23 protein-coding genes are annotated in these 23,330 nt (G+C 60.7%); 8 read left to right on the top strand and 15 right to left on the bottom strand.

The features are described from left to right. The 6 genes from ACQY1L_RS01200 to ACQY1L_RS01175 form a co-directional block, all read right to left on the bottom strand. Entirely contained in the window at positions 1-1,038 is a 1,038-nt protein-coding gene (locus ACQY1L_RS01200) for an ABC transporter ATP-binding protein (RefSeq protein ID WP_092659629.1), read from the bottom strand. Further along, positions 1,031-1,813: an ABC transporter permease gene (locus tag ACQY1L_RS01195; RefSeq protein ID WP_092659627.1), complete on the bottom strand. Its 783-nt coding sequence runs from the start codon at positions 1,811-1,813 to the stop codon at positions 1,031-1,033. Before ACQY1L_RS01195 ends, ACQY1L_RS01200 begins: the two co-directional genes overlap by 8 nt. After that, positions 1,810-2,655 carry an ABC transporter permease gene (locus tag ACQY1L_RS01190; RefSeq protein WP_430242238.1) on the bottom strand — a complete coding sequence of 282 codons (846 nt, stop codon included), beginning with the start codon at positions 2,653-2,655 and terminating at the stop codon, positions 1,810-1,812. The genes ACQY1L_RS01195 and ACQY1L_RS01190 overlap by 4 nt, the downstream gene beginning before the upstream one ends. 131 nt (positions 2,656-2,786) lie before the next feature. Beyond that, positions 2,787-3,809, bottom strand: a complete 1,023-nt coding sequence (locus tag ACQY1L_RS01185; protein ID WP_430242236.1) for an ABC transporter substrate-binding protein — start codon at positions 3,807-3,809, stop codon at positions 2,787-2,789. Then, positions 3,806-4,885 (bottom strand): LacI family DNA-binding transcriptional regulator, encoded by a 1,080-nt coding sequence (locus tag ACQY1L_RS01180; protein ID WP_430242234.1) that lies wholly within the window; start codon positions 4,883-4,885, stop codon positions 3,806-3,808. Before ACQY1L_RS01180 ends, ACQY1L_RS01185 begins: the two co-directional genes overlap by 4 nt. 212 nt (positions 4,886-5,097) lie before the next feature. Beyond that, positions 5,098-5,547: an Rrf2 family transcriptional regulator gene (locus ACQY1L_RS01175; protein ID WP_430242232.1), complete on the bottom strand. Its 450-nt coding sequence runs from the start codon at positions 5,545-5,547 to the stop codon at positions 5,098-5,100. 128 nt (positions 5,548-5,675) lie between these two features. Here ACQY1L_RS01175 and ACQY1L_RS01170 point away from each other — a divergent pair, with 128 nt between their 5' ends. After that, positions 5,676-6,599 (top strand): NAD(P)/FAD-dependent oxidoreductase, encoded by a 924-nt coding sequence (locus ACQY1L_RS01170; protein ID WP_430242230.1) that lies wholly within the window; start codon positions 5,676-5,678, stop codon positions 6,597-6,599. Between the two features lie 59 nt (positions 6,600-6,658). Here the strand turns inward: ACQY1L_RS01170 and ACQY1L_RS01165 are convergent, their stop codons facing one another. Then, positions 6,659-7,576 (bottom strand): LysR family transcriptional regulator, encoded by a 918-nt coding sequence (locus ACQY1L_RS01165; RefSeq protein WP_430242228.1) that lies wholly within the window; start codon positions 7,574-7,576, stop codon positions 6,659-6,661. A 110-nt stretch (positions 7,577-7,686) separates the two neighbouring features. Between ACQY1L_RS01165 and ACQY1L_RS01160 the strand changes: the two genes are divergently transcribed. The 4 genes from ACQY1L_RS01160 (at position 7,687) to ACQY1L_RS01145 (ending at position 13,107) form a co-directional block, all read left to right on the top strand. Continuing rightward, a complete protein-coding gene (locus ACQY1L_RS01160; RefSeq protein ID WP_430242226.1) occupies positions 7,687-8,862 on the top strand; it encodes an acyl-CoA dehydrogenase in 1,176 nt (391 codons plus the stop codon). A gap of 279 nt (positions 8,863-9,141) precedes the next feature. Next, positions 9,142-10,596, top strand: a complete 1,455-nt coding sequence (locus ACQY1L_RS01155; protein WP_430242223.1) for an AAA family ATPase — start codon at positions 9,142-9,144, stop codon at positions 10,594-10,596. 281 nt (positions 10,597-10,877) lie between these two features. After that, positions 10,878-11,474 (top strand): cupin domain-containing protein, encoded by a 597-nt coding sequence (locus ACQY1L_RS01150; RefSeq protein ID WP_430242221.1) that lies wholly within the window; start codon positions 10,878-10,880, stop codon positions 11,472-11,474. A 196-nt stretch (positions 11,475-11,670) separates the two neighbouring features. Beyond that, the gene (locus tag ACQY1L_RS01145; protein WP_430242219.1) at positions 11,671-13,107 is read left to right on the top strand and encodes an NAD-dependent succinate-semialdehyde dehydrogenase; all 1,437 of its coding nucleotides are present in this window, start codon (positions 11,671-11,673) and stop codon (positions 13,105-13,107) included. Between the two features lie 105 nt (positions 13,108-13,212). Here the strand turns inward: ACQY1L_RS01145 and ACQY1L_RS01140 are convergent, their stop codons facing one another. Both ACQY1L_RS01140 and ACQY1L_RS01135 read right to left on the bottom strand, forming a co-directional pair. Continuing rightward, positions 13,213-13,677 carry a hypothetical protein gene (locus ACQY1L_RS01140; RefSeq protein WP_430242217.1) on the bottom strand — a complete coding sequence of 155 codons (465 nt, stop codon included), beginning with the start codon at positions 13,675-13,677 and terminating at the stop codon, positions 13,213-13,215. Between the two features lie 344 nt (positions 13,678-14,021). Next, positions 14,022-14,393, bottom strand: a complete 372-nt coding sequence (locus tag ACQY1L_RS01135) for a VOC family protein (protein WP_430242215.1) — start codon at positions 14,391-14,393, stop codon at positions 14,022-14,024. Between the two features lie 72 nt (positions 14,394-14,465). On the opposite strand from ACQY1L_RS01135, the gene ACQY1L_RS01130 reads away from it, so the two are divergent. Beyond that, the gene (locus ACQY1L_RS01130; RefSeq protein ID WP_430242213.1) at positions 14,466-14,912 is read left to right on the top strand and encodes a MarR family winged helix-turn-helix transcriptional regulator; all 447 of its coding nucleotides are present in this window, start codon (positions 14,466-14,468) and stop codon (positions 14,910-14,912) included. 65 nt (positions 14,913-14,977) lie between these two features. Here the strand turns inward: ACQY1L_RS01130 and ACQY1L_RS01125 are convergent, their stop codons facing one another. Further along, positions 14,978-15,877 carry an AraC family transcriptional regulator gene (locus ACQY1L_RS01125; RefSeq protein WP_430257683.1) on the bottom strand — a complete coding sequence of 300 codons (900 nt, stop codon included), beginning with the start codon at positions 15,875-15,877 and terminating at the stop codon, positions 14,978-14,980. 187 nt (positions 15,878-16,064) lie between these two features. Here ACQY1L_RS01125 and ACQY1L_RS01120 point away from each other — a divergent pair, with 187 nt between their 5' ends. Next, a complete protein-coding gene (locus ACQY1L_RS01120) occupies positions 16,065-16,799 on the top strand; it encodes an SDR family oxidoreductase (RefSeq protein WP_430242208.1) in 735 nt (244 codons plus the stop codon). A 69-nt stretch (positions 16,800-16,868) separates the two neighbouring features. On the opposite strand, the gene ACQY1L_RS01115 is transcribed toward ACQY1L_RS01120, so the two are convergent. Next, on the bottom strand, positions 16,869-18,863 hold the full coding sequence (locus tag ACQY1L_RS01115; protein WP_430242206.1) for a DEAD/DEAH box helicase: 1,995 nt from the start codon (positions 18,861-18,863) through the stop codon (positions 16,869-16,871). Positions 18,864-19,302: 439 nt separating this feature from the next. Here ACQY1L_RS01115 and ACQY1L_RS01110 point away from each other — a divergent pair, with 439 nt between their 5' ends. Beyond that, positions 19,303-19,884: a DUF1349 domain-containing protein gene (locus tag ACQY1L_RS01110; protein WP_430242205.1), complete on the top strand. Its 582-nt coding sequence runs from the start codon at positions 19,303-19,305 to the stop codon at positions 19,882-19,884. Positions 19,885-19,896: 12 nt separating this feature from the next. On the opposite strand, the gene ACQY1L_RS01105 is transcribed toward ACQY1L_RS01110, so the two are convergent. From ACQY1L_RS01105 to cysT, 4 genes are all read right to left on the bottom strand, one after another. Continuing rightward, a complete protein-coding gene (locus ACQY1L_RS01105) occupies positions 19,897-20,373 on the bottom strand; it encodes a hypothetical protein (protein ID WP_249406427.1) in 477 nt (158 codons plus the stop codon). A 211-nt stretch (positions 20,374-20,584) separates the two neighbouring features. Continuing rightward, positions 20,585-21,604, bottom strand: coding sequence for a sulfate/molybdate ABC transporter ATP-binding protein (locus ACQY1L_RS01100; protein ID WP_430242202.1), 1,020 nt, complete (start codon positions 21,602-21,604; stop codon positions 20,585-20,587). Further along, the gene (cysW, locus tag ACQY1L_RS01095; RefSeq protein ID WP_192077728.1) at positions 21,601-22,479 is read right to left on the bottom strand and encodes a sulfate ABC transporter permease subunit CysW; all 879 of its coding nucleotides are present in this window, start codon (positions 22,477-22,479) and stop codon (positions 21,601-21,603) included. Before cysW ends, ACQY1L_RS01100 begins: the two co-directional genes overlap by 4 nt. Positions 22,480-22,483: 4 nt before the next feature. Next, on the bottom strand, positions 22,484-23,308 hold the full coding sequence (gene cysT, locus ACQY1L_RS01090) for a sulfate ABC transporter permease subunit CysT (RefSeq protein WP_430242200.1): 825 nt from the start codon (positions 23,306-23,308) through the stop codon (positions 22,484-22,486). Positions 23,309-23,330: the final 22 nt, after the last annotated feature.

Below are 23,330 nucleotides of genomic sequence, written 5' to 3'. Positions count from 1 at the left end.
TCAGGCAATGCGCGAAAGTTGCGCGGCCTTGTGTACCGGCAGGTCGAAGGACAGGTCCGAGCCGGACACATGCACCGGTTCGGAAGCATCCACCTCAGCCTTGATCGGACCGAGCGCGCTGTCCAGCAAATATTCGCGGGAATGGCCCGCAAACGATGTGCCGCGCACCGTTCCGCGAAACGGTCCGGTTCCAAGCGTCACCATGCGCGGACGCCAGGCAAGACCGGCAGCCTTAGGCGCCTCCAGGCCGGGTGCGACCGAGAGCGGAACGCTGCCGTTGTCCGTCTTCAGCCCGCCGCCTTCCAGCGCAAAGATGTTCTCGAAACCGACGAAATCCGCCACGAAGGAGGAGGTCGGCCGGTTGTAGATATCTTCCGGCGTGCCGATCTGCTCGATCGCGCCGTTCTTCATGACGACGATCCGGTCGGCAAGCGACAGGGCTTCCGCCTGGTCGTGGGTGACGAAGATCATCGTCACGCCGGTCTCCCGCTGCACGCGCTGCAATTCGGTGCGCATTTCCAGCCGAAGCCGGGCATCGAGGTTGGACAGCGGCTCGTCGAGCAGCAGAACCTTCGGCTCCATCACCATCGAGCGGGCAAGGGCCACGCGCTGCTGCTGGCCGCCGGAAAGCTCGGCCGGCTTGCGGTCGGCAAATTTTGCCAGCCCGACGGAAGCGATGCCGGACTGCACCTTGGCATCCAGTCCGGCGCCCTTCATGCCCTTCAGCCGCAACCCGAAGGCAACGTTTTCGTAGACGGAGAGATGCGGGAACAGTGCGTAGGACTGGAACACCAGCCCCACGGCACGCTTGTTCGGCGCCGTGCGCGTCATGTCCTCGCCATCGAGGATGACCTTGCCGGATTTCACCGGCAACAGCCCGGCGATTGCCCGCATGGTCGTCGTCTTGCCGCAGCCGGAGGGTCCGAGCAGCGCGATGAGTTCGCCGCGCCGGACCGACAGGTCGAGATCGGCAACGGCGACGCTGTCGCCATAGGCAAGCGTCAGCTTTTCAAGCGAGAGATAGGATTGATCAGACATAGCGGGAAAATCCGAGAAAGCGTTCAGCAGCAAAAACGATGCCGATGGACAGGAAGGCGAGCAGCGACGAGAGCGCCGCAACCGACGGATCGAAGACGATTTCCATATAGGCCATCATGTCGATCGGCAGCGTGCGCACACCGGGACCGGACAGGAACAGCGATACGGGCACCTGGTTGAACGAGGTGACGAAGCCGAGGATGAAGGCCGATAGAATGCCGCCCTTGATGTTGGGCATGACCACCCGGAAGAAGGCACCGAGCCGGGACGAACCGAGCAGCACCGCCGCCTCCTCGATATCCGAGCGCAGGTTGTCGAGGCTCGCCGAAACGACGCGCACCGCATAGGGCAGGATCAGCGCGGTATGGGCGAGAAACAGCGCAAGCGTGATGCCGACGCCGAACGGCACGACCACGTAGCGCAGCAGCGAAAGGCCGACGATGATGCCCGGTACGATGATCGGCGCCGAAACGATGGTGCGGATGATTTCTGCCCCCGGCAGCCGGTAGCGCGACAGTGCGTAGGATGCGGGAATGCCGAGCACCAGCGCTGCCGCCGTGCCGCCGATGGCCAGAAACATCGACATCGCGAACGAGGCGCGGAAACTTTCGACGGTGAAGACCTTGAGGATCCATTGCAGCGAAAAGCCCTGCGGCGGAAAGGCTAGCGTCTCGCCGGCCGAAAACGACGCCGCGACGATGATCAGAAACGGCCCGATCAGGAAGGTCGCCAGCAGAAACAGCGTGGCGGGGACGAACAGGCTGCGAGCGGTCATCGGGCAGCTCTCCTCTGCGTGTTGCGCGCCGTTGCCACCCGCTTCAGGAGAAGGTTGGCGGCAAAGCTCATGACGATCAGGATGCAGGCGATGACGCTTGCGGCGACAAAATTATTGCTGACGGCAACCTGCTGGTACATCAGCGTTTCCAGCATCAGCACCTTGGAGCCGCCAAGGATCGCCGGGGTGATATAGGCTGTGAGGCAACCGGTGAAGACCAGCGTACCGCCGATGACCAACCCCTCCTTGGTGAGCGGCAGGATCACCTTCCAGAACACCTGGAACCAGTTGGCGCCGAGCACCCGTGCTGCCGGAACCGCATCCTTCGGCATATTCTCGAGCGCCGAGATCAGCGAGATGATCATCAGCGGCAGGAACAGCTGCAGCAGGCCGATAAAGATCGCCGTTTCGGAAAACAGGATGCGCAGCGGCGCCTCGCTCAGCCCCAGCGCCTGGAAGGCCTGGTTGACGATGCCGGTCCGGCCGAGAATGACGATCCAGGCATAGGTGCGCGCCACCGGCGAGATCATCAGCGGCAAAACGACCAGCCCGGTCATCCGCCCCTTGGCGGCGGGCGACAGGCTGACAATGGAAAACGCCGCCGCATAGCCGATCACCGCCGAAACCACCGTCACTAGCGCGCCAAGCTTCAGCGTGCGCAAAAACACCGCCTGATTGAGCGGCGAGGCGAAGAACTCGCCGTAAGCCGCAAGCGTCCAGCCACCATCAAGGCTTCTGAACCCGTCAGACAGCAGGATCAGCACGGGCACAATAAACACCGCCGCCGCAAAAATTGCGGCAGGCAGCGCAAGTGCAAACGCCTCGGCCCGGTTTTGAAACATGCGTGGTCTCCGGTAGTATCGTCGAACTGTGTCACGTCATCATTCCCGCGCGCTTCGCAGGCCGCGCCCTTTCAGCCCGGAACCCGGGCCGAAAGGATTGCGGCGCCGCAAGACGCACGGTTTGCTGAAGCTTACTGCCCGACCTTGTCGTTCCAGGTCTTGATCCAGCCGGCGCGGTTATCGAGAGCGACAGCCGAGGGGATGAACTTGAGGCTTTCGGCGGTTGCCTTGCCGAAGGTAAGGTTGCCAGCGATCTCGTCGGATACCTTCACCTTGCTATTGGCAGGGCTGTCCACCAGCTTTTCCGCAAGCTTGGTCTGGATCTCGGTCGACAGCCAGAAATCCATGAACTGCAGCGCCAGGTCGCGGTTCTTGGAACCCTTGGTGACGACCATGACATTCATGCCGCCGGCCTGGCCTTCCTTAGGCGTCGCCCATGCCATCGGCAGGCCGAGCTTGGTAAACGGCGCCCAGGCGAAACGACCGGCGGGCGCTGCCCAGATCTCTTCCTGCTTCATCAGCTGCACCAGCTGCGAGGACTTCTCGTAGAAGGTGACGATCTCGTCCTTGTTCTCGCCGATCGTCGCGATCGGGGCTGCAAGGTCAGGCGTATCCTTCCCCAGCGCCTGGCCGAGCATATAGAGCGTTGGTGCCGCGCCATTGGTAGTGATGTTCGGAAACGCGATATGGCCGACATATTCCGGCTTGAACAGATCCGCCCAGCTTTCGATCTTCATATTGTCGGACCGGTAGACGATCGAGTTGGCGTAGAACGTGTAGCCGACGCTCTTGCCGTCCTGGTTGGGATCCTTGGCGATGTCGTACAGCGCGTTGAAGCTCTTGAGCTTGGCCGTATCGATCGTGTCGGTCAGATCCTTGCGGGACGCAGACAGCGCATCGGCCATGGAGACGACGGCCATGTCGATGACCGGATTGGCCTTGTTGGCCTCCATCTTGGCCACCCGCTCGACGCTGTTGCCGGTCTCGACCACCAGCTTGCAGCCGCAGATCGCCTGGAAGGGATCATAGACGATCTGCTTGTACTCGTCCTGCGCCAGCGCATAGACGGAAATGGTCAGCGTCTTTTCCTGGGCCTGGGCAAGGCCTGTCGTGGCAAGCAAAACTGCGGCGGATGCGGTAATCAGGGTCTTCATGGGTCATTCCCTTCCAAGGCTGGGGATGCGGGTGAAAATTGGGGGCTGGAAACGGATGCGGTGGTCTGGCGGGCAACGAGTGTCATCGGCACGCGATCGGTCTTTGCAACGGCAGTGACGCCGACCGTTATGGTCGCGGCATCAGGCTCGGCCGCATCGTCACCGATCACACCGACCAGCGCGCCGACGGCAATCTCTGCGATCACCGCCATATCCTGGCGCACGGTGGTAAGGCCCGGCGAAACCACCGACGACCAGACGAGATCGTCGAAACCGGTGACGCTTGCCTGCTGCGGAATACGGATGCCCGCCTGCTGCAGTTCGGTCAGCGCACGCAGCGCATGCAGATCGCTTGTGGCGGCAAAGGCGGTAAAACCGAGATCGACCTTCTGCTTCAAACCGAGCGAACAGCCGGCTCCCGCCAGCGCCTCAAGCTTCTCGATCCAGATCGTCTCAAAGCGGGAACCCTTCGGCAGGCGCGATTTCATGCCGCCGATGCGGTCGTTCTGAACGTTCGAAAGCGGATTGGCGCCGATCAGCACGAAATTCCTGTGCCCGAGCCCGACCAGATGATCGGCCACCACCTGGCCACCCTGCCAGTGATCGGAAGAGACCGTGTTGCCAGGAGTCGACGGGCTGTCGATGACGGCGACCGGGCAACCGAGGTCGGCAATGCGGGTACCGAGCCGCGGCACGATGACGATCCCGTCGACCTGGCGCTCGACCAGCCGCTGGATCGCAAGCGTCTGCATCGAACTGTCGCCACGGCTGTCGGCGATCAAAACGCCGTAACCGGCATCGGCTGCAGCATTCTCGATCGCTTGGGCAATCTGCGGGAAAAGCGGATTGGCAATATCGGGAAGCACCAGCCCGATGACGCGGCTGCGCCCCGTGCGAAGCGCCCGCGCCGTCACGCTCGGCACATACCCAAGCTCCTCGGCCTTCGCCCGTATCTTCGCCCCAAGCTCCGGCGAAACCCGCCCCTTGCCCGACAACGCATTCGACACGGTGGCCGCCGACACGCCAAGGGCGCTCGCTATCGCAGTCATGTTCGAACCGGGGCGGATGGGAGCCATCGAGGCGCTCTGATTAATCGTTTAATCAGAAAAGCAGAAAACGGATGAGGAGTCGAGTCCTGCCGGATGGTTGCAAACTCACACCCTGGGCGGCCAGAGCGAAAATCCGGCACCACAGCATGGGCTTGGGGCACACCCAGCGTGAAGCAGAGGGCTTGGTCTACAGAGGGGTCAATCCGCGGCCGAAGACATGGCTGGGGTGTCGCCTGCGGTCATGGCGTGCATCGTTGACCGCCGTCCTGTTCGCCTGAGCCTTGAAACCCGTTGGCAATATCGGCAAGCGTTACCCCGGCAAACCTCTTGCGCAGCAGGTCCTCAGCTTCGTTGAAGACGTCCGTCAAAGTTCCGTTGACCGCCTGTTCGATCGGACATCCCGGCATGTCGTAAGCGGGTCCAACCGCAAAGATGGACGGTTCTCCGACCGCCCGGTAGATATCGAGAAGCGTCAGTTCCTCGAGAGGACGCGCCAGCGTCCAGCCGCCACCATGCCCTTTTACGGAGCTGACATACCCTTCGTCGCGCAGTCCCGCCATGGTGCGCCGGATGACGACAGGGTTGGCGTCGAGCATCTGTGCGATCGTCTCGGATGTCATCGCCCCGTCATGTCGCCCCATATGGATCAACACATGCAGCATGCGCGATAGCCGACTGTCCTGCCTCATCCTCTGCTCCCTCTCGTGCTTCCCCACCGACACTAGCACGATCGTCATTCACGATACAATCGAAGTGCCATGAGACTTGACCCGACTTTTCACGACACTTATGTTGTTGCGAGATAAAGGAGAAAGTCATGAGCGACACGATCTACGACGTCATCATCATCGGAGGCAGCTACGCCGGGCTGTCGGCAGCGCTTCAACTCGGCCGCGCGCGTCGAAAGGTCCTGATGATCGACGAAGGCCTCAGGCGCAATCGGTTCGCATCCCACTCGCATGGCTTCCTCACCCAGGACCATGTCGATCCCGCTGAAATTGCAGCCGAGGCCCGGTCACAGGTCATGGAGTACCCAACGGTGGATTGGGTCTCGGGTCGTGCAGAGACCGTTCAGCACAACGGTGAGAAAGGCTCCGGAGCGGCTCATGTCACCGTTTTGGTGAGAGACACCCGTTACCGTTCGCGCCGGCTGATCCTGGCTCTGGGCGTACGCGACATTCTTCCTGACATCGAGGGGTTGAAGGAGCGTTGGGGCAAAAGCGTGTTCCATTGCCCCTACTGCCACGGCTACGAACTCAACCAGGGCAAGATCGGCGTCATCGCCGGCTCGGCGCTCTCGATGCACCATGCGCTGATGCTTCCCGACTGGGGACCGACAACCCTGCTTCTCAACCAGGCATTCGAGCCGGATAGAGATCAGCTTCAATCCCTCGCAGCGCGCGGCGTCGTCATCGAGCGCTCCCCCGTGAAGGCCCTCACCGATCACGCCGATGTGCAGCTTGTAGATGGAAGGACCCTGTCTTTCTCCGGCCTGTTCGCGCTTGCTCCCTTCGAGGTCTCCACCTCAATCGCGCAGCAGCTCGGCCTCGACATGGAGCAAGGCCCCCTTGGCGCTACCATCAAGACTGATGCGATGAAGGAAACCAGCCTGCCCGGCGTCTTCGCCTGCGGCGACGCCGCGCGGCTCATGGCCTCAGTTGCACTCGCGGTCGGCGATGGAAGCCTGGCGGGCGTGGCTGCTCACCGGTCGTTGCTGTTCGCGACCATCAACGATGAATAGGTTCAAGGAGCGATGGATGGATTATGGTGAAGGGGCGAGACGCACCGTTCCGTCACTCTTCACCACCCCACCACCTCCTGCCCATACCGCGCCACCTCCTCCAGCAGCCACTCCCGAAACGCCACCACCGGCCTAAAATCGCGTTTGCTGATGGGTGCCACCGCGTAATAGGCGCTGGGACTTCTGACTTCATGCGGGAAGGCTTCGACCAGCTGGCCGCTTGCCAGTTCGGAATCGATCAGGAACAGCGGCATCAGCGCGACGCCCAGCCCCGCAATCGCCGCCTGCGCAACGCTTGAGAACTGTTCAAAACGCATCGCCTGGGAGGGTGCCGTGTCGATATCGAGGCTTGCGAACCAGTGGCTCCAGGCGCCGGGCCGGGATGCCATGTGCAGAAGCGGCAGCCGGAGCAGGTCTTCGCCCGCGCGGATCGGATGGCTGGCCAGAAACTCCGGCGAGCAGACCGGCGCCACCATTTCGCTCATCAGATAGGTGCATTCAGCGCCCGGCCAGTCGGGCGTGCCCACATGGATCGCCATGTCGATGCCCTCGCGGTCGAAATCGAACACCCCGATACGGGTCGCGAAATTCAGCGTCACCTGCGGATGCCGGGCCACGAATTGCGGAATGCGCGGCATCAGCCAGCGGGTGCCGAATGTCGGCAAGATCGCAAGGTTCAGCTGGTCGCCATGCCGTTTGCTCATGGCCGCAAGCGAGGCCGAGCGGATCTGGGAGAGCGCCACGCTGATCGACTTGGCATAGTCCGCCCCGGTCTCGGTCAGCACCACGCCGCGGCTGGTGCGCTCGAACAGCGGCATGCCCAGCTGCTCCTCAAGCCCGGAAACCTGCCGGCTGATGGCGCCTTGCGTCAAGGACAGCTCTTCGGCGGCCGCCGAAAAGCTGCCGAGCCTGGCAACGGAATCGAAGGCGGCAAGCGCCGAGGTGGACGGCAGAAGCTTTCGCGACAGGGTGAGCATGCCCTATGACTATAGATCATGACCGTTTGAGTAAACGGGTCTTGCCCTTGCGCGCCCCACGGCGATAATCGCCATCAACAGAATTGCTGAAATCCGGAGGCCTCAGAAGCATGGCGTTTAACTGGAACGATCCCTTTCTCATCGAAGACCAACTGAGCGACGAAGAGCGGATGATCCGCGATGCGGCCGCAAGCTTTGCCAAGGCCGAACTCGCGCCCCGCATCAACGATGCCTATCTCGATGAGACCACCGACAAGGACCTGTTCAAGCTGATGGGCCAGACCGGCCTTCTCGGCGTGACGCTGCCCGAGGAATATGGCGCCGCCAACGCCTCCTACGTCGCCTACGGCCTCGTCGCCCGCGAGATCGAGCGCATCGACAGTGGCTATCGCTCGATGATGAGCGTCCAGTCGTCGCTGGTGATCTATCCGATCTTCACCTACGGCTCCGACGAGCAGAAAAAGAAGTATTTGCCCGGCCTCGTCTCCGGAGACCTGATCGGCTGTTTCGGCCTGACCGAACCGGACGCCGGCTCCGACCCCGGCGGCATGAAGACCCGCGCCGAAAAGATCGAAGGCGGTTATCGCCTGCGCGGCGCAAAAACCTGGATCTCCAACGCCCCGATCGCCGATGTCTTTGTCGTCTGGGCAAAATCGGAAGCCCATAACAACGAGATCCGCGGCTTTGTGCTCGAAAAGGGCATGAAGGGTCTCTCGGCCCCGAAGATCGGCGGCAAGCTTTCGCTGCGCGCCTCGATCACAGGCGAAATCGTCATGGACGGCGTGGACGTGACCGAAGATGCCATCCTGCCCAACGTGTCGGGCCTCAAAGGCCCGTTCGGCTGCCTCAACCGCGCCCGCTACGGCATTTCCTGGGGCGTGATGGGCGCTGCCGAAGACTGCTGGTTCCGCGCCCGCCAGTATGGGCTGGATCGCAAGCAGTTCGGAAAGCCGCTCGCAGGCACACAGCTCTACCAGAAGAAGCTCGCCGACATGCAGACCGAAATCACGCTCGGCCTGCAGGCATCGTTGCGCGTCGGCCAGCTGATGGACCAGCACAAGATGGCCCCGGAAATGATCTCCATCGTCAAGCGCAACAATTGCGGCAAGGCACTCGACATCGCCCGCCAAGCCCGCGACATGCACGGCGGCAACGGCATCCAGATCGAATACCACGTCATGCGCCACGCCCAGAACCTCGAAACGGTCAACACGTATGAAGGCACGCATGACGTCCATGCGCTGATTTTAGGCCGTGCGCAGACGGGGATACAGGCGTTTTTCTGAGGGGGATTTTGCTGCGTAATAAGCCCGGCGCGCTGTTGTGTGCCGGGCTTTCTTTTGCGCGAGATGGGGGTGGAAGTGGACACAGGCCAACGCGTTTTTGAACGACCTGTTTCGATCCATTGTCTTGAATAGCCGGCGGTGAGCGTTGCCATCCAAAATTGCCACTCATTTGATTAGCAGCCAAAGGTAGAAGAAACATCCAAACTCTGCTCGAACGGCCCCGCAATATTCCATTCCCGCGCCTGATGACATAGAGTTGGAGAAACATCGGGGGCGACGTTGAAAGTAGCTGAACTGAAGGGGCAACATGCCCACCTTACCAACCTAAATAACATCAACGTAATCATGGGCCGTAATGGCGCGGGAAAAAGCCGCTTCCTCCGCGACATCGACGGAGTAACCAGTCAAAACACACAGCTTTATAATGTCCGCTACGTTAGCCCGGAGCGCGCTGGGTCTTTCAAGCGCGATGGCAACGTCCTGACAAATATGAGCAATGACCCTACGTGGCTACGGCAAGTACGGTCGGTTAATCAGGCCAGCAACTTCAAAGCCGCGTCGGCTATGCTTTTTCGTGAAGCCGAGACACTTTACCTACGTCGGCTTGCCAGCACGCCTGAAATTCGGATGGATCCAACGCGCAACTTCGAAACAGACCGGCTAAGCAAAGTAAATCAGCTGCTAACCAATATTTCCCTAGAGATGGGTGCGGCCGATTTTGAATTCCGTGCCCTCGCTGATGGTCAGACGATAAGCCCAGACCAAATCAGCAGCGGCGAGTCTGAAGCAGTAGCACTGGCTGCCGAAATTCTTTATTTCTTCGATACTATAGACCCCGCGAGGATTAACTTACTACTACTTGACGAGCCAGACGTGCACCTTCACCGAGACCTACAAGCACGACTCGGTAAGTTGATCATCTCTATGTTGGACGAGTTTAGGGCCTACGGGGAAAGCATCGCCATATGCCTCTCCACGCATAGCAGCCCGCTTGTGTGTTCTCTCGCCGATTCGAAGTATGTGTCTTTGGGCACAAAGAGCTTCGCAGTTGATATGGTAGAACTTAAACCGACCAGTGCCGAGCTTCGCAAGATTGCTCCGTTCTTCGGTCATCCTCTTTCACTCTCGCTAAGTGAAGACGCGGCGCTAATTCTGGAAGGCGAGGACGACGAACGCGTTTGGCAGCAGGCTGCGCGAACGTCGCAGGGTCGGATCAAGCTCTTCCCTGTACTGGCTGGCAGTGTAAATCAGCAGGGAGAACTCGAAAGCTTCTGCGTCGACCTCCTCGGCACGCTCTACGACAACCCGATCGCCTTTTCTCTACGCGACGGCGATGGCGTGGTTGATCAACCGCTTGAGCATCGCCCCCCAATTAAAAGATACCGCCTCCATTGCTACGCCATTGAGAATGCTCTTGTGACTGATCCATGCCTCTCAGTGATGGGCACGACTTGGGAAGGTTTTATGGCTGCTGCGGCGAAATGGGTGGAGAAAAATTCGCAGCATCCGGACAGAGCGTTTATAGAGGAACTTGCAGGATCAGATGATCGGCTGCGTCACAGGAAGATTAAGAAAATCCGTCAGCTCATATGTGCGTTGCTTGAGTGTAAGAAGCCCTGGGAGGTCGTGGTTGGGCAAGGGATTGGAGCGTTAACTAACGAGGATCTGGAAAAACCCAATATGCTGATGGATTTCCTCGGGAAGGAAATGGCTAGCAACGTCATCTTCAGGTAGCTAGCATACGATAATCCGGTTAAAGGCAGGACCAAGGTCGAACGCTCGTGAACACTCTCATATACGTCCGATACTGGCTTCGGCCCACCTAGGAATGGAGCTTTCTACTGAGTGTCCGGCCAAAACCTGCCTGTCGCTTCCCACCCCCCTCTTCACGCCCGCCCCACACCCCCTCACCACCCACGCCGCTTTTCGTCATTGGCCATCCCCCACCCTTCGGTGTATCACAAATCGCTGCCGCCGCTTGAGGCGCTGGCGATGCATGAAGGCGCGCGCGAAGAATGCACGGAACGGAAAAACCGGAAACCGATCACCCGCTGAGCGAACCCGAAGCGGCGTTCGATGTCGGCGATCGGCTCCGGCTGGTGCGCCAGGCGCACGGGCTGTCGCAGCGGGCCCTGGCGGTGAAGGCCGGCGTTACCCATTCGCTGGTGTCGCTGATTGAAAAGAACAAGGTCAGCCCCTCGGTCGCCTCGCTGAAGAAGATCCTGGAAGCGATCAACTATCCGATGACCGATTTCTTCGCGCTGACGCTGCCGCCCGTCGACCAGATCTTTTACCGTGCCGACGAACTGACGCCGCTGTCGACAGGCGCGCTGACGCTGTTGCAGGTGGGCGATGCCAAATCCCACAGCGTGCAGGTGTTTCATGAATTCTACGAGCCCGGCGCCGATACCGGCGAAACCATGCTTTCCCACGAGGCGGAGGAAGGCGGCGTCGTTGTTGCCGGCGAACTGGAAGTCACCGTCGGCACCCAGACCCGTATCCTGAAGCGCGGCGATGCCTATCTGTTCGACAGCCGCCTGCCGCATCGCTACCGAAATGTCGGACCTGTGCGCTGCGAGGTGGTCAGCGCCGTCACGCCTCCCTATCTATAGAGCACGCGGGGGCACGGCAGCTGAAAACGCTGCCCGGTTTAATCGATATAAGTATGACTTATTCGATGCCCGCCGTTGATTGTCTCCCGTCTTTGTCTTAACTCAGGCACCGGAACATTTGACACCTCTGCCGGCGGCCGGATGAACCTCCTCGGCCCCTGCCCTTGCGCGAATTTCACGAACGAAAGTGGACCCTATGCAGACCTATCCCGACGTAAAGCTCTTCATCAACGGCGAATGGCGCGATGCGATCGCCGGCGAGACGATCGAAGTCACCGATCCCGCGACCGACGAAGTGATCGGCAAGATTGCCCACGCCCGTAAGGCGGATCTCGATCTGGCGCTTGAAGCGGCCGACAAGGGTTTCAAGATCTGGCGCGACACCTCGCCCTTCGACCGTTCCAAGATGATGCGCAAGGCAGCCGATCTCCTGCGCGAGCGCGCCGATAGCATCGCCTTCATGATGACCCGCGAACAGGGCAAGCCGCTTGCCCAGTCGAAGATGGAAATCATGGGCGCCGCCGATACGATCGACTGGTTTGCCGAAGAAGCCCGCCGCACCTATGGCCAGATCATTCCGGCCCGTTTCTACGGCGTCAACCAGATGACGATCAAGCTGCCGGTCGGCCCGGTCGCGGCCTTTACGCCGTGGAACTTCCCGATCAACCAGATCGTCCGCAAGCTGTCTGCAGCGGTTGCCACCGGCTGCTCGATCATCGTCAAGGCACCTGAGGAAACCCCGGCATCGCCGGCCGAACTGATCCGGGCCTTTGCAGACGCCGGCGTGCCTGCAGGCGTCATCGGCCTCGTCTACGGCATTCCGTCGGAAGTTTCGGAATACCTTATTCCGCATCCGGTCATCCGCAAGATCTCGTTTACCGGCTCGACGCCGATCGGCAAGCATCTCGCAGCGCTCGCCGGCAAGCACATGAAGCGCGCCACGATGGAACTCGGCGGCCACGCACCGGTCCTGATCTTCAATGACGCCGATCTCGACAAGGCGATCGAAGTGACTGCCATGTCGAAATTCCGCAACGCCGGCCAGGTCTGCGTCGCGCCGACCCGCTTCCTGATCCAGGACGGCGTCGCCGACAAGTTCCTCGAAGGCTTCGTAAAGGCTGCAGAAGCCCTCAAGGTCGGCAACGGCATGGACGCCGGCACCACGATGGGCCCGCTTGCCAACGAACGCCGCATCCCGGCCATGGAAGCGCTGATCCAGGACGCAGTGTCGTCCGGCGCCGAACTGAAGACCGGCGGCAAGCGCATCGGCAACAAGGGCAACTTCTTCGAACCGACGGTTCTTGCCAACGTGCCGACGTCAGCCAAGATCATGAACGACGAGCCCTTCGGCCCGATCGCCATCGTCAACCGCTTCTCGACCTATGAAGAGGCCATCACCGAAGCAAACCGCCTGCCCTTCGGCCTCGCATCCTACGCCTTCACCGGCTCGGTCAAGACCGCCCACGCACTCGGCCGTGAAGTCGAAGCCGGCATGCTGACCATCAACCACAACGGCCTCGCGCTGCCCGAAGTCCCCTTCGGCGGCGTCAAGGATTCCGGCTACGGCACCGAAGGCGGCTCCGAAGCCGTCGCGGCCTATCTGGAAACGAAGTATGTCAGCCAGATGAACTGATCAGCTGATTGGTGAGATGCGAAACGGCCGGAGTGAAAGCTCCGGCCGTTTTTTTATGTGCTGGCGATGGTGTGGGTTGAGGCAGGCATGTTCGGCTGAGGGGTTTTAACCCCGGGCGTCGTCGCCGGATGTTTCGTCCTGATACTGCTGCATAGTCTCCATGGCCTTCTCGAGCATCGTGAGCGCGTCCTCGTCGTTGCGCGACATCGCACCCTCGATGCCGGCGCGAACCTTTTCCGTAAAATCAACGCGTTCGCCATCATCGGAAGACTGCAACTCGCCGGCAGTACCCCCACCCACCGGAATTTTCATTGTCATCGCCATAAAGGGAAGGCCTTCATCAAGCGACATATTCCCGTTGCGGATCTGCTCATTGCTCCAGTCCTGCATTTCCTGGCGGGTCATGCTGGTAAAGTCAGTCTCTTCGGCGTCCTCTGCATCCGACGTGGACGCACCTGCCGTGGCAGTGCTCAGCGCGGCCAAAAACGAGGCCGAGGTGTCGTCGGAAGCAGTAGATAGCTGCGCGCTTTGGCTCGCGTAGAGGCGACTTGTTGATGTGTCGATTTTCATTGTAGCAATACCTTAAGTATAGAAATGGTACTGCACTATCGAATGCAAAGCTTGCGCCAAGCATTTTGACGCCTCGGCCTTGGAGAGAGACCTAAATCAATAATATTTTCGAATATTTCATAATAATGATATGAAAATCAGAAGAGTTGCTTTTAACTTAGCTCAACGTGTTCATATTGCTTGCGCTTCCTTCTGGCGGAAAACACAAAATGGCAGGTGTCGGGCTTTTCGGGCGCCGTTTTAGAGCGAAGTGCGTTCATCGAACGCACTTCGCTTTAGTCTTATGACGCTAAAGCATTTGATACGCCTCAGACTGCCGTCACCCTGAAGGCCAAATGCTCTCGTCACAGCGGTGAGACGTTATGCGCCGTTATCGTATATCCAAATGGATCGACGAATGCGAAGTAGCGCCCGAACGGCCCGTCTTTGGGTGGGAATGCTATCTCCACATCCCTCTCGGAAAGATGCGCGTGCAATTCGTCAGCGTCGTCACAACCAAACCAGATTGCAACGCCCGTTCCGAGCTTTACCGTCTCATCAAAGTCCTCGATCGGCGTGCGAACGGCGAATGGAATAGGGTGGGTTTCGAAAACAATCGCGCCGGGAGGTCCTTTCGCCGAGGGCGTAAGCCCGACGACATCCCGATAGAAGGTGAGTGCGGCGTCCAGATCCTTCGTCTGGATGCCGATGAAATCCGGTCCAATTAATCGAGCCATAGGCTGCCTATCCTTTTCAATGAGACCCGGTATTATCAGGGTACTGACATCTAATAGTATAAGGGCCCTGATATGTCCACTCTCATGGATCCACCGGTCGATGACACATACCGCTCGCTCGGATACGCGCTGAAGCGAGCGCAGCTAGCGCTGCGGGGCCATCTCGACAACCAGCTGAGAGATATCGGACTGACGACCCCGCAATATTCGGTACTGGCGGGATTGGAGTTCAGCGCGGGCTTATCAAGTGCGGACTTGGCCCGGCGCGCCTTCGTGACACCGCAGACGATGCAGTCCATCATAGCCACACTCGAACGGGACGGCCTTATCAAGCGCATGGCTCATCCGGTCCGCGGCCGGGTTCTCACAACCGAACTGACACCGAAGGGCCGGACCGCATTGTGTGCGGCCCATAAAATCGCCGCTGACGCCGAAACCATCGCCCGAAATGCCGTAGCACCTGACAACCCGGAGATCATATACGCGGCCCTGCTCCGTATAGCAGAGGCAATGCGTTAAACTCCTTGGTCGAACCTAAAGCCCGACCCAGCTCCCTGCCGCCCACAACCGCAGCCACAAGCCACCTACCCCGCCGCGGCCCCACCATACCCCGGTGGCCCCACCGGCGAGGTCGCCCGCAAATTCCTGATGTCGCGGGCGGGTGGCGATCCGAACATTCTTGCGTATTCCCGGGTGAACTGGGACAGGCTTTCATAGCCGACGGCAAGTGCGACGGCTGCCACATCGCCCGGCCGTGCAAACAGCATGCCGCGCGCCTCGTATAGCCGGATCCGCTTTTGATACTGGATCGGCGACAGGCCGGTGCTCGTCTTGAAGCGCCGCTGAAAGGCGGATGGGCTCATGTTTGAAGCGGAGGCAAGCTCGTCCACGTGGAAGGTGGTGGCATAGTCCTTGCGCAGCCGGACCAGCGCGTTCCTGATCTGCGCGAACCGATCGTCGATGCTGGCGACTTGCCGCAGCACGGCGCCTTGCGGGCCGCGCAGCAGTCGGAACAGAATTTCCCGTTCCAGCAAGGGTGCCATCACCGCAATCTCATCCGGCTCCTCCATCAGGCGCAGCATCCTCAGCCAGGCGTCGATAAGTCTGTCGCTTGCGTGACTGACGCAAAAGCTGGGCGTGTCAGACGACACAGCCGGGCCGGGATCGTCCAGCAGCAAATCGGCGATCATCGCGCGATCGAAGGTGAGCCTGACCGCGAGATAGGGGCCCTTCACACTCGCATGAACGATCTCGCCGATGACAGGCAGCGCCACGGACGCGATGAATGTCTGCCCTGCGGTGTAACTGATCACCTCGCTCCCGATCAGCAGGCGCTTTTCTCCCTGCAGGATCAGGCTAACCAGAGGCTGATAGATTTCGGGAAACAGCTCGGTCGGTTCGGTCACCTTGAGGATGTCAACGCGGGGAATGCCCGTGGTCGTGAGCACGCCTGCAGCGCGTTCTTCCACAAACTCCTTCAACATCCTGATGGCATCGCTCATGAGCAGAGATGTGGCACGGCTTTCCGTCCAGAGCAACGCATAAGCAGGAATGTGCAAGTTTCAGACCGGATCGGACGCGCGACGGGATCGCCTCCGGTCTACGGATACTCACCCGCGCAGCCTTGTTGCGATGCTGCGCGGGACACCATTTTATGAAGGAACATTCCAGATGGAAATCAAAGACGCGGTTGTGATTGTCACCGGCGCTTCCTCGGGTATCGGCGAAGCGACGGGGCGCGCTGCGGCGAGATCCGGCGCGCGGGTCGTATTGCTGGCCCGCAGACAAGATCGCATCGAAGCGCTGGCACGGGAGATCGGCAATGATGCGCTGGCGGTGGTGTGTGATGTCACGCGCCCTGAGCAGGTTGAACAAGCCGTCCAGGCCGCCGCTCAGAAATACGGTCGCATCGATGTTCTGGTCAACAACGCCGGACAGGGCCTGCATGCCACGATCGAAGAGATCGGCATTGAGGATTTCAAAGATGTGCTCGATCTCAACTGCGTCGCGCCGCTGGTCATGATGCAGGCGGTCATTCCCCATATGCGCAGCCAAGGTGCCGGCAGCATCGTCAATGTCAGCTCAGGCGCAACGCTTGCCACCTATCCGGGCTCGGCTGCCTATACCAGTTCCAAGGCAGCGCTGAACATGCTTTCAAGTGTCGCGCGCCTGGAGCTTGCCGATGCCGGTATTGCCGTCTCGATCATGCATCCGTTCATCACCGCAACCGAGTTTTATGGCGCTGTCAGGTCTGGGCTGGAATCGGCAAAGACACAGGAGATCCAAACCGCATCCTTCGCACATCCGCCGGAACGCGTGGCAGACATGATCCTTGAGCTTGTGCGGAGCGGCAACGCGCAAGCCGACCTCGTCCCAAAGGACTATGGCGGCAGCTTCGAGGGCTAGGGGATGTAACCTGCCCGCCCGATCTGCCAATAAACAAGCGGGGGACGAAACCTCGCCCCCCGCTATCAACTACTTGCGCTTGTCGAACCCGCCCTTGGGGGCCGGCTTCTTGAACGGCTTGTCGCCAGGCTTCTTGGCGAAATTGGACTTCGGCTTTTCGCCCCAGACTTCGTCGTCGACGCGGCGGTCGACATTGGCGCCGGCGGGCTTGGCTTTCCAGTCCTTGCGCGGCGCATCGCCGTAAGGCTTGGCACCGGCCAGCTTGTCCTTGTTGAAAGGCTTGTCGCCGTAGGGCTTGTCCTTGTTGAACGGCTTGTCGCTGCGCGGGCCATCCTTGCTGAACGGCTTGTTGTCCTTGTAGGGCTTGTCGAGACGCGGGCCTTCGCGCTTGACGAAGCCTTCGTCATCGCCGCGCGAGAACTTGCTGAAATCCGGAACGCCATCGAGACGCGTCACGCGCACGCCGCGTTCCATCATTCCATCCTTGCCGAGCTTGGCCATGAACTTGTCGGCGTGTGCTGCGGCAATTTCCACGAAGGTCTCTTCGGCCTGCATCTTGATCGCGCCGATCTCCTGCTTGGTGAGATCACCGGCGCGGCAGATGGTGGGGATCAGCCAGCGCGGTTCGGCGCGCTGCTTGCGACCGACCGACAGCGAGAACCAAACGGCTGCGCCGAAATCTCCACGGGGCGTCAGCGGCCGCGGTGCCGAATCATTGCCGCCTTCGCGGGGCTTGCGGGTCTCCAGCGACACTTCGGTAATGTCTTCCGGCGCGGAATTCTTGCCGCGATAAAGGCTGACGAAGGCGGATGCCAGCTTCGTCGCGTCGAAACGCGCCACCAGCTTGTCGATCAGGCCCTGTTCGTCCTCGTCCTTGGCGATCTCTTCGAAGATCGGATCGGCAAACAGACGTTCCTCGTCGCGCGCGGTCACCTCTTCGGCCGATGGCGGGCGGGCCCAGGTGGGCTCAACCTGCGCGCCGGCGAGAAGCCGCTCAGCCTTGCGGCGCTGGCTGACCGGAACGATCAGGGCGCTGACGCCCTTGCGCCCCGCACGGCCGGTGCGGCCCGAACGGTGCAGCAGCGTTTCCGAATTGGTCGGCAGATCCGCATGGATGACGAGTTCGAGACCCGGCAGGTCGATACCGCGGGCAGCGACGTCGGTTGCGATGCAGACGCGGGCGCGGCCATCACGCATGGCCTGCAGCGCATGGGTGCGCTCGGTCTGCGTCAGCTCGCCCGAAAGGGCCACAACGGAGAAATTGCGATTGGCAAGACGGGCATGCAGATGGTTGACGGCAGCACGCGTCGAGCAGAACACGATTGCGTTCGGCGCCTCGTAAAAGCGAAGCGCATTGACGATCGCATGCTCGCGGTCCGACGGCGTGACGACCAGCGCGCGATATTCGATATCCACATGCTGCTTCTGTTCGGATGCGGTTGCAATGCGCACGGCATTGCGCTGGTAGCTCTTGGCAAGCTTGGCAATGGCCGAGGGAACGGTTGCCGAGAACATCAGCGTGCGGCGTTCGGCAGGGGCTGCCTCGAGAATGTATTCGAGATCTTCGCGGAAACCGAGATCGAGCATCTCGTCGGCTTCGTCGAGCACGGCCACGCGGATTTCCGTCATGTCGAGCGCGTTGCGGCGGATATGGTCGCAGATACGGCCAGGCGTGCCGACGACGATATGGGCGCCGCGTTCCAGCGAACGACGCTCGGCGCGGATATCCATGCCGCCGACGCAGGAGGTGATCACGGCGTCCGCTTCGGCGTAGAGCCAGTCGAGCTCGCGCTTCACCTGCATGGCAAGCTCGCGGGTCGGCGCGATGACGAGTGCGAGAGGTGCCGCAGCCCGGCCGAATTTCTCACCATCGTCGAGCAGCGTGCGCGCCATGGCCATGCCGAAGGCAACCGTCTTGCCGGAGCCGGTCTGGGCGGAAACGAGCGCATCGGCGGTTTCAAGCGCGGGATCGAGCATGGCCAGCTGGACGGGGGTTAGCGTCTCATAGCCGCGCTTTTGCAAAGCCTTCGCGATCGCCGGGGCGGCGCCGTTGATATCGGTCATCAAATCTGTCTTTCGGATATGTCGGGCTCAAAGGCCCCATGGCTGCAACGATCGCAGCCGAACGTTTGCGCCGTCCCTATAGGCTTCGGCGCGAAAAGTCAAAGGATGGGTGGCCGCGGGGTTACGGTTGGTCGCGAGTAAATCTGTCCCTCACCCCGACCGATGTCAGGACGCGGAGCTGAGTTCGGCCCGAATGAGAGAGGAATGCCCTATCGTTTTATGCCCCGCCACGACCACTCCTGCGCCGCGCATGAGCTCTGCTGCTGGCCGAAGGAAGAGTAATCGTCGTACGCTATCATTCCACATTCTCCTCGCAGCTCTTGGCACGACGCAGAAATTCTCTGTCAGTCCTTTTTTGTTGGCAGTTCATGCGCTCTCGCAATAATCTCTCGACGAAATATGCGGCAAAGAAGTCCGCCGGTTGTCATAGGAGCCACTATTGCAGAGCCTTAAGAATGGACGGTGGCTAAATCAGCCCGCAAATTCAGAAGCTTCGGATCTCGGACTATCTGTCACGACCGACGCCAGCACGGACTTCTGGCGAGAGACACACTATGGCTTTGTCCGCGACAACGGCCACTTCTACGCATTCCAGACCGACGGCGACTTCACCGCCCAGGTTCGGGTCCAGGCCCATTTTGAGCATCTTTACGACCAGGCTGGCCTCATGGTCAGGCTTGACGAGAGACGGTGGGTCAAGACCGGGATCGAGTTTTCGGACGGCTATGGCTTGCTCGGCAGTGTGCTGACGAATGACGCCTCCGACTGGGCCACGGGACGATACGACGGCGACCCATCAGATTTTTGGATAAGAGTGACCGTCCAGAGCGGCGTTCTGAGAATCCAAGCGTCAGCCGATGGCCAGACTTGGCCACTCGTCCGCCTTTGCCCATTCCCAAAAGCGGATCATTATTTCGTTGGCCCGATGTGCTGCACTCCCGAAAGAGCCGGCCTGGAGGTAAGATTCAGTGAGTGGCAGATCGGTCAGGCCTTGGGCAAAAACCTCCACGACCTGTCATAGCCGCCAGAGCGCTTAAATTTCCGTGCCGAGAGCAACATACTGATCGAGACGCCTGAGCCATTTGCGCTCGATGGCCGCCTCGATGTCGATTTCGTTTGCGCGAAGATACAAAACGAACTGCCCGAACAAGTCGGCCGCTTCGTTTTCCAGGGCTTCGCGGGTACCGCCTGAACCATCGGCATTTGGCTTCGCCCGACCGGTGATCAGGAGATGCTCAGCGGTCAATTCGCCAAGTTCCTCGGTCAGCTTCAAAAGATACCAGTCGGCGCTCCGTTCAATGGCATGCACCCTGGCATAGAGGTCCCCGACGTGACCAATCCGGTCACTCAGCTCCTTGAAGGTCGCACTCATTCTGTCCTCGGCAATCGTAGAGAGACGCAGTTTGTCGACGCTACCACCGATTTGCGACAGGAGCGCTGCGATGACCGCAAATGGCGGATTAGAGAAGTCGCCAATCTCAACGTTTGAAAACTGACGCTTCACGTTCACTGACGACGGTCATGCGTCCGGCAGATGATGATGCCTCGTGATCATCCGCAATGACCGCGTCTTGCGATGGCAGACGTCTGACCTCCCTCATTCCTGTGCTCCTCACAGGAACCTAGCAGGGTCGCGTCTGCGGCGCGAAAGGGTCTTTCCACTCGCGTGTCTGGATTCCTGTGACGAGCACAGGAATGAGGGGTGTAGGTGGGGCGTCCCCCTAAACCGCAAACACCTTCGCCCGCCGCAGCGTCACGAACCCGCCCTCACCGGCTGACACCTGGCGTTCCGGTTCGACGTCGAATTCCAGCTGTTCGCCGGTTTCCGTTACCGCCAGAACACGGCGGCTGTCGGGGCGGTCGAGGACGCGGGAGATCGTTGCGGCAATGCCGGGCGCCTGTGCCGACCAGTCGAGATCGGCGGGGCGGGCGTAGAGCTCGGCCTTGCCGTCTGGTATCCCCGATGCATCGACCGAAAGGCCGCCGGCATGGGCGCGGCCGTCGCGGACCTGGGCTGACAGCACATTGGCATCGCCCAGGAATTTCATCACGAAGGCCGATTGCGGATCGCGGCAGACCTGTTGCGGCGTGCCTTCCTGCACGATCTGGCCGTCCTTCAGGATCACCACCCGGTCGGCGAGATCGAGTGCTTCCTCCTGGTCGTGGGTGACGAAGATCGTGGTGATGCCGAGTTCCGAATGGATCTCGCGTAGCCAGCGGCGCAGGTCGTGCCGGACATTGGCATCGAGCGCGCCGAACGGTTCGTCGAGCAGCAGCACCTTCGGATCGACCGACAGCGCCCGTGCAAGCGCCACGCGCTGCCGCTGGCCGCCGGAAATCTGGGCCGGAAAGCGGTCGCCGAGACCATCCAGCCGCACCAGCCGCAACAGGTCGGCAACGCGGGCATCGATCGCCGCCCTGTCGCGCTTCACCTTGGAAACCTTCATGCCGAAGGCGATGTTCTGCGCCACCGTCATATGCGGAAACAGCGCGTAATGCTGGAACACGAAGCCGACGCCGCGGTCGCGCACCGGAATGTCGGTCGCATCCTGATCGCCGAAATAGATGGCGCCGCCATCGGCATATTCGAGCCCCGCCACCATGCGCAGGATGGTCGTCTTGCCAGAGCCGGAGGGGCCGAGCAGCGCCACCAGTTCGCCGCTTTCGATATCGAGCGACACGCCCTTCACGGCACGGAAGGTGTCGAAGGTTTTGACGACGTTTTCGAGACGGATCTTCATGCTGTTTTCTCTGCCGGAATGGCGGTTTTGCGGACGCGGCCCGCACCCTGGCGCTCGAGCGCGACCTTGGCGATGATGGTAAGGACGGCGATCAACGCCAGGATGGAAGCCGACGCGAAGGCGCCCGCCGCCTGATAGTCGTGATAGAGCAGCTCGATATGCAACGGCAGCGTATTGGTCTGGCCGCGGATATTGCCTGATACGACCGAGACGGCGCCGAACTCGCCCATCACGCGCGCATTGCAGAGAATGACACCGTAAAGCAGTGCCCATTTGACATTCGGCAGCGTCACCGAAAAGAAGGTGCGGAAGCCGGATGCGCCAAGCGAGGTCGAGGCCTCCTCGAGATCGCGGCCCTGCGCCTGCATCAGCGGAATGAGTTCGCGGGCAACGAAGGGTGCGGTCACGAACATCGAGGCGATGATGATGCCCGGCACCGCAAACAGGATCTTGATCCCGTAGGCATCGAGAACAGGCCCGAACAGGCCCTGCAGGCCATAGACGAACAGATAGGCGACGCCGGCAACGATGGGCGAGACCGAAAACGGGATCTCGATCACCACCAGCAGAAACCGCCGCCCCCAGAAATCGAACTTGGTGATTGCCCAGGCGGCGGCGATGCCGAAGGCGGTGTTGACGGGAACGGCGATCAGCGCCGCCACAACCGTGAGCATGATCGCGTGTCGGGTATCCGGATGGAGGATCGTATCGCGATAGACCGCCCAGCCCTTCGAGAATGCCTCGACGCCGATGATGATCAGCGGCGCGACGATGACGAAGGCGACGAGCACCAGCACGATGCCGATCAGCGTGCGGCGGAACACCGTGTTGTCGCCGACCCGCGGCGGTTTGCGATGGGAGGAAACGGCGCTCATGGTCTTATCCCTTCACCGTGTAACGCAGCGCCCGCGACTGCAGCCAGTTGGTAACGGCCAGCATCGTAAAGGCGACGAGCAGCAGCACCGAGGCAATGGCGGCGGCCGCCTGGTAATCGTATTCTTCGAGCCGGATAAAGATCAGCAGCGCTGTGATTTCCGTCGACATCGGCTGGTTGCCGGCGATGAAGATGATCGCCCCGAATTCGCCAAGGCAACGGGCAAACGACAGCGAGAGGCCCGCCAGCAATGCCGGCGCCAGCAGCGGCAGGATGACCTTGGTAAAGATCGTCCAGTCGGACCCGCCGAGCGATTGCGCCGCTTCTTCCAGCGCCGGATCAAGATCTTCCAGCACCGGCTGCACCGTGCGCACGATAAACGGCAGCGAAGTGAAACACATGGCGATCATGATGCCGAGCGGCGTATAGGCGACCTTGATGCCGTAACCTTCCAGCACCGAACCGAACCAGCCATTGTTGGCAAACAGCGCCGTTAGCGCAATGCCGGCAACCGCCGTTGGCAGCGCAAACGGCAGATCGACCATCGCATCGATGATGCGGCGGCCGGGAAACCGGTAGCGGGTAATGACCCAGGCAAGTGACAGCCCGAAAAACAGGTTGAACACGGTGGCACCAAGCGCCGACAGCACGGTCACCCGGTAACTGGCAAGCGCCCGCGACGAGGAGACGATCCGCCAATAGTCTTCAGGCCCCAGGCTCGCGGCCTTGATGACAAGCGCCGCCAGCGGCAGCACGACGATCAGGCCGACATAAAACAGGGTCACGCCCAGCGATAGCGGCAAGCCAGGCAGGACATTGCGTCGTCTCAAATGATCAGTTCCTCGTTTTCAA

The organism is Neorhizobium sp. DAR64862/K0K3 (assembly GCF_050500185.1).
GTDB lineage: Bacteria > Pseudomonadota > Alphaproteobacteria > Rhizobiales > Rhizobiaceae > Neorhizobium > Neorhizobium soli.
This window is presented reverse-complemented; position numbering and strand designations above follow the sequence as displayed.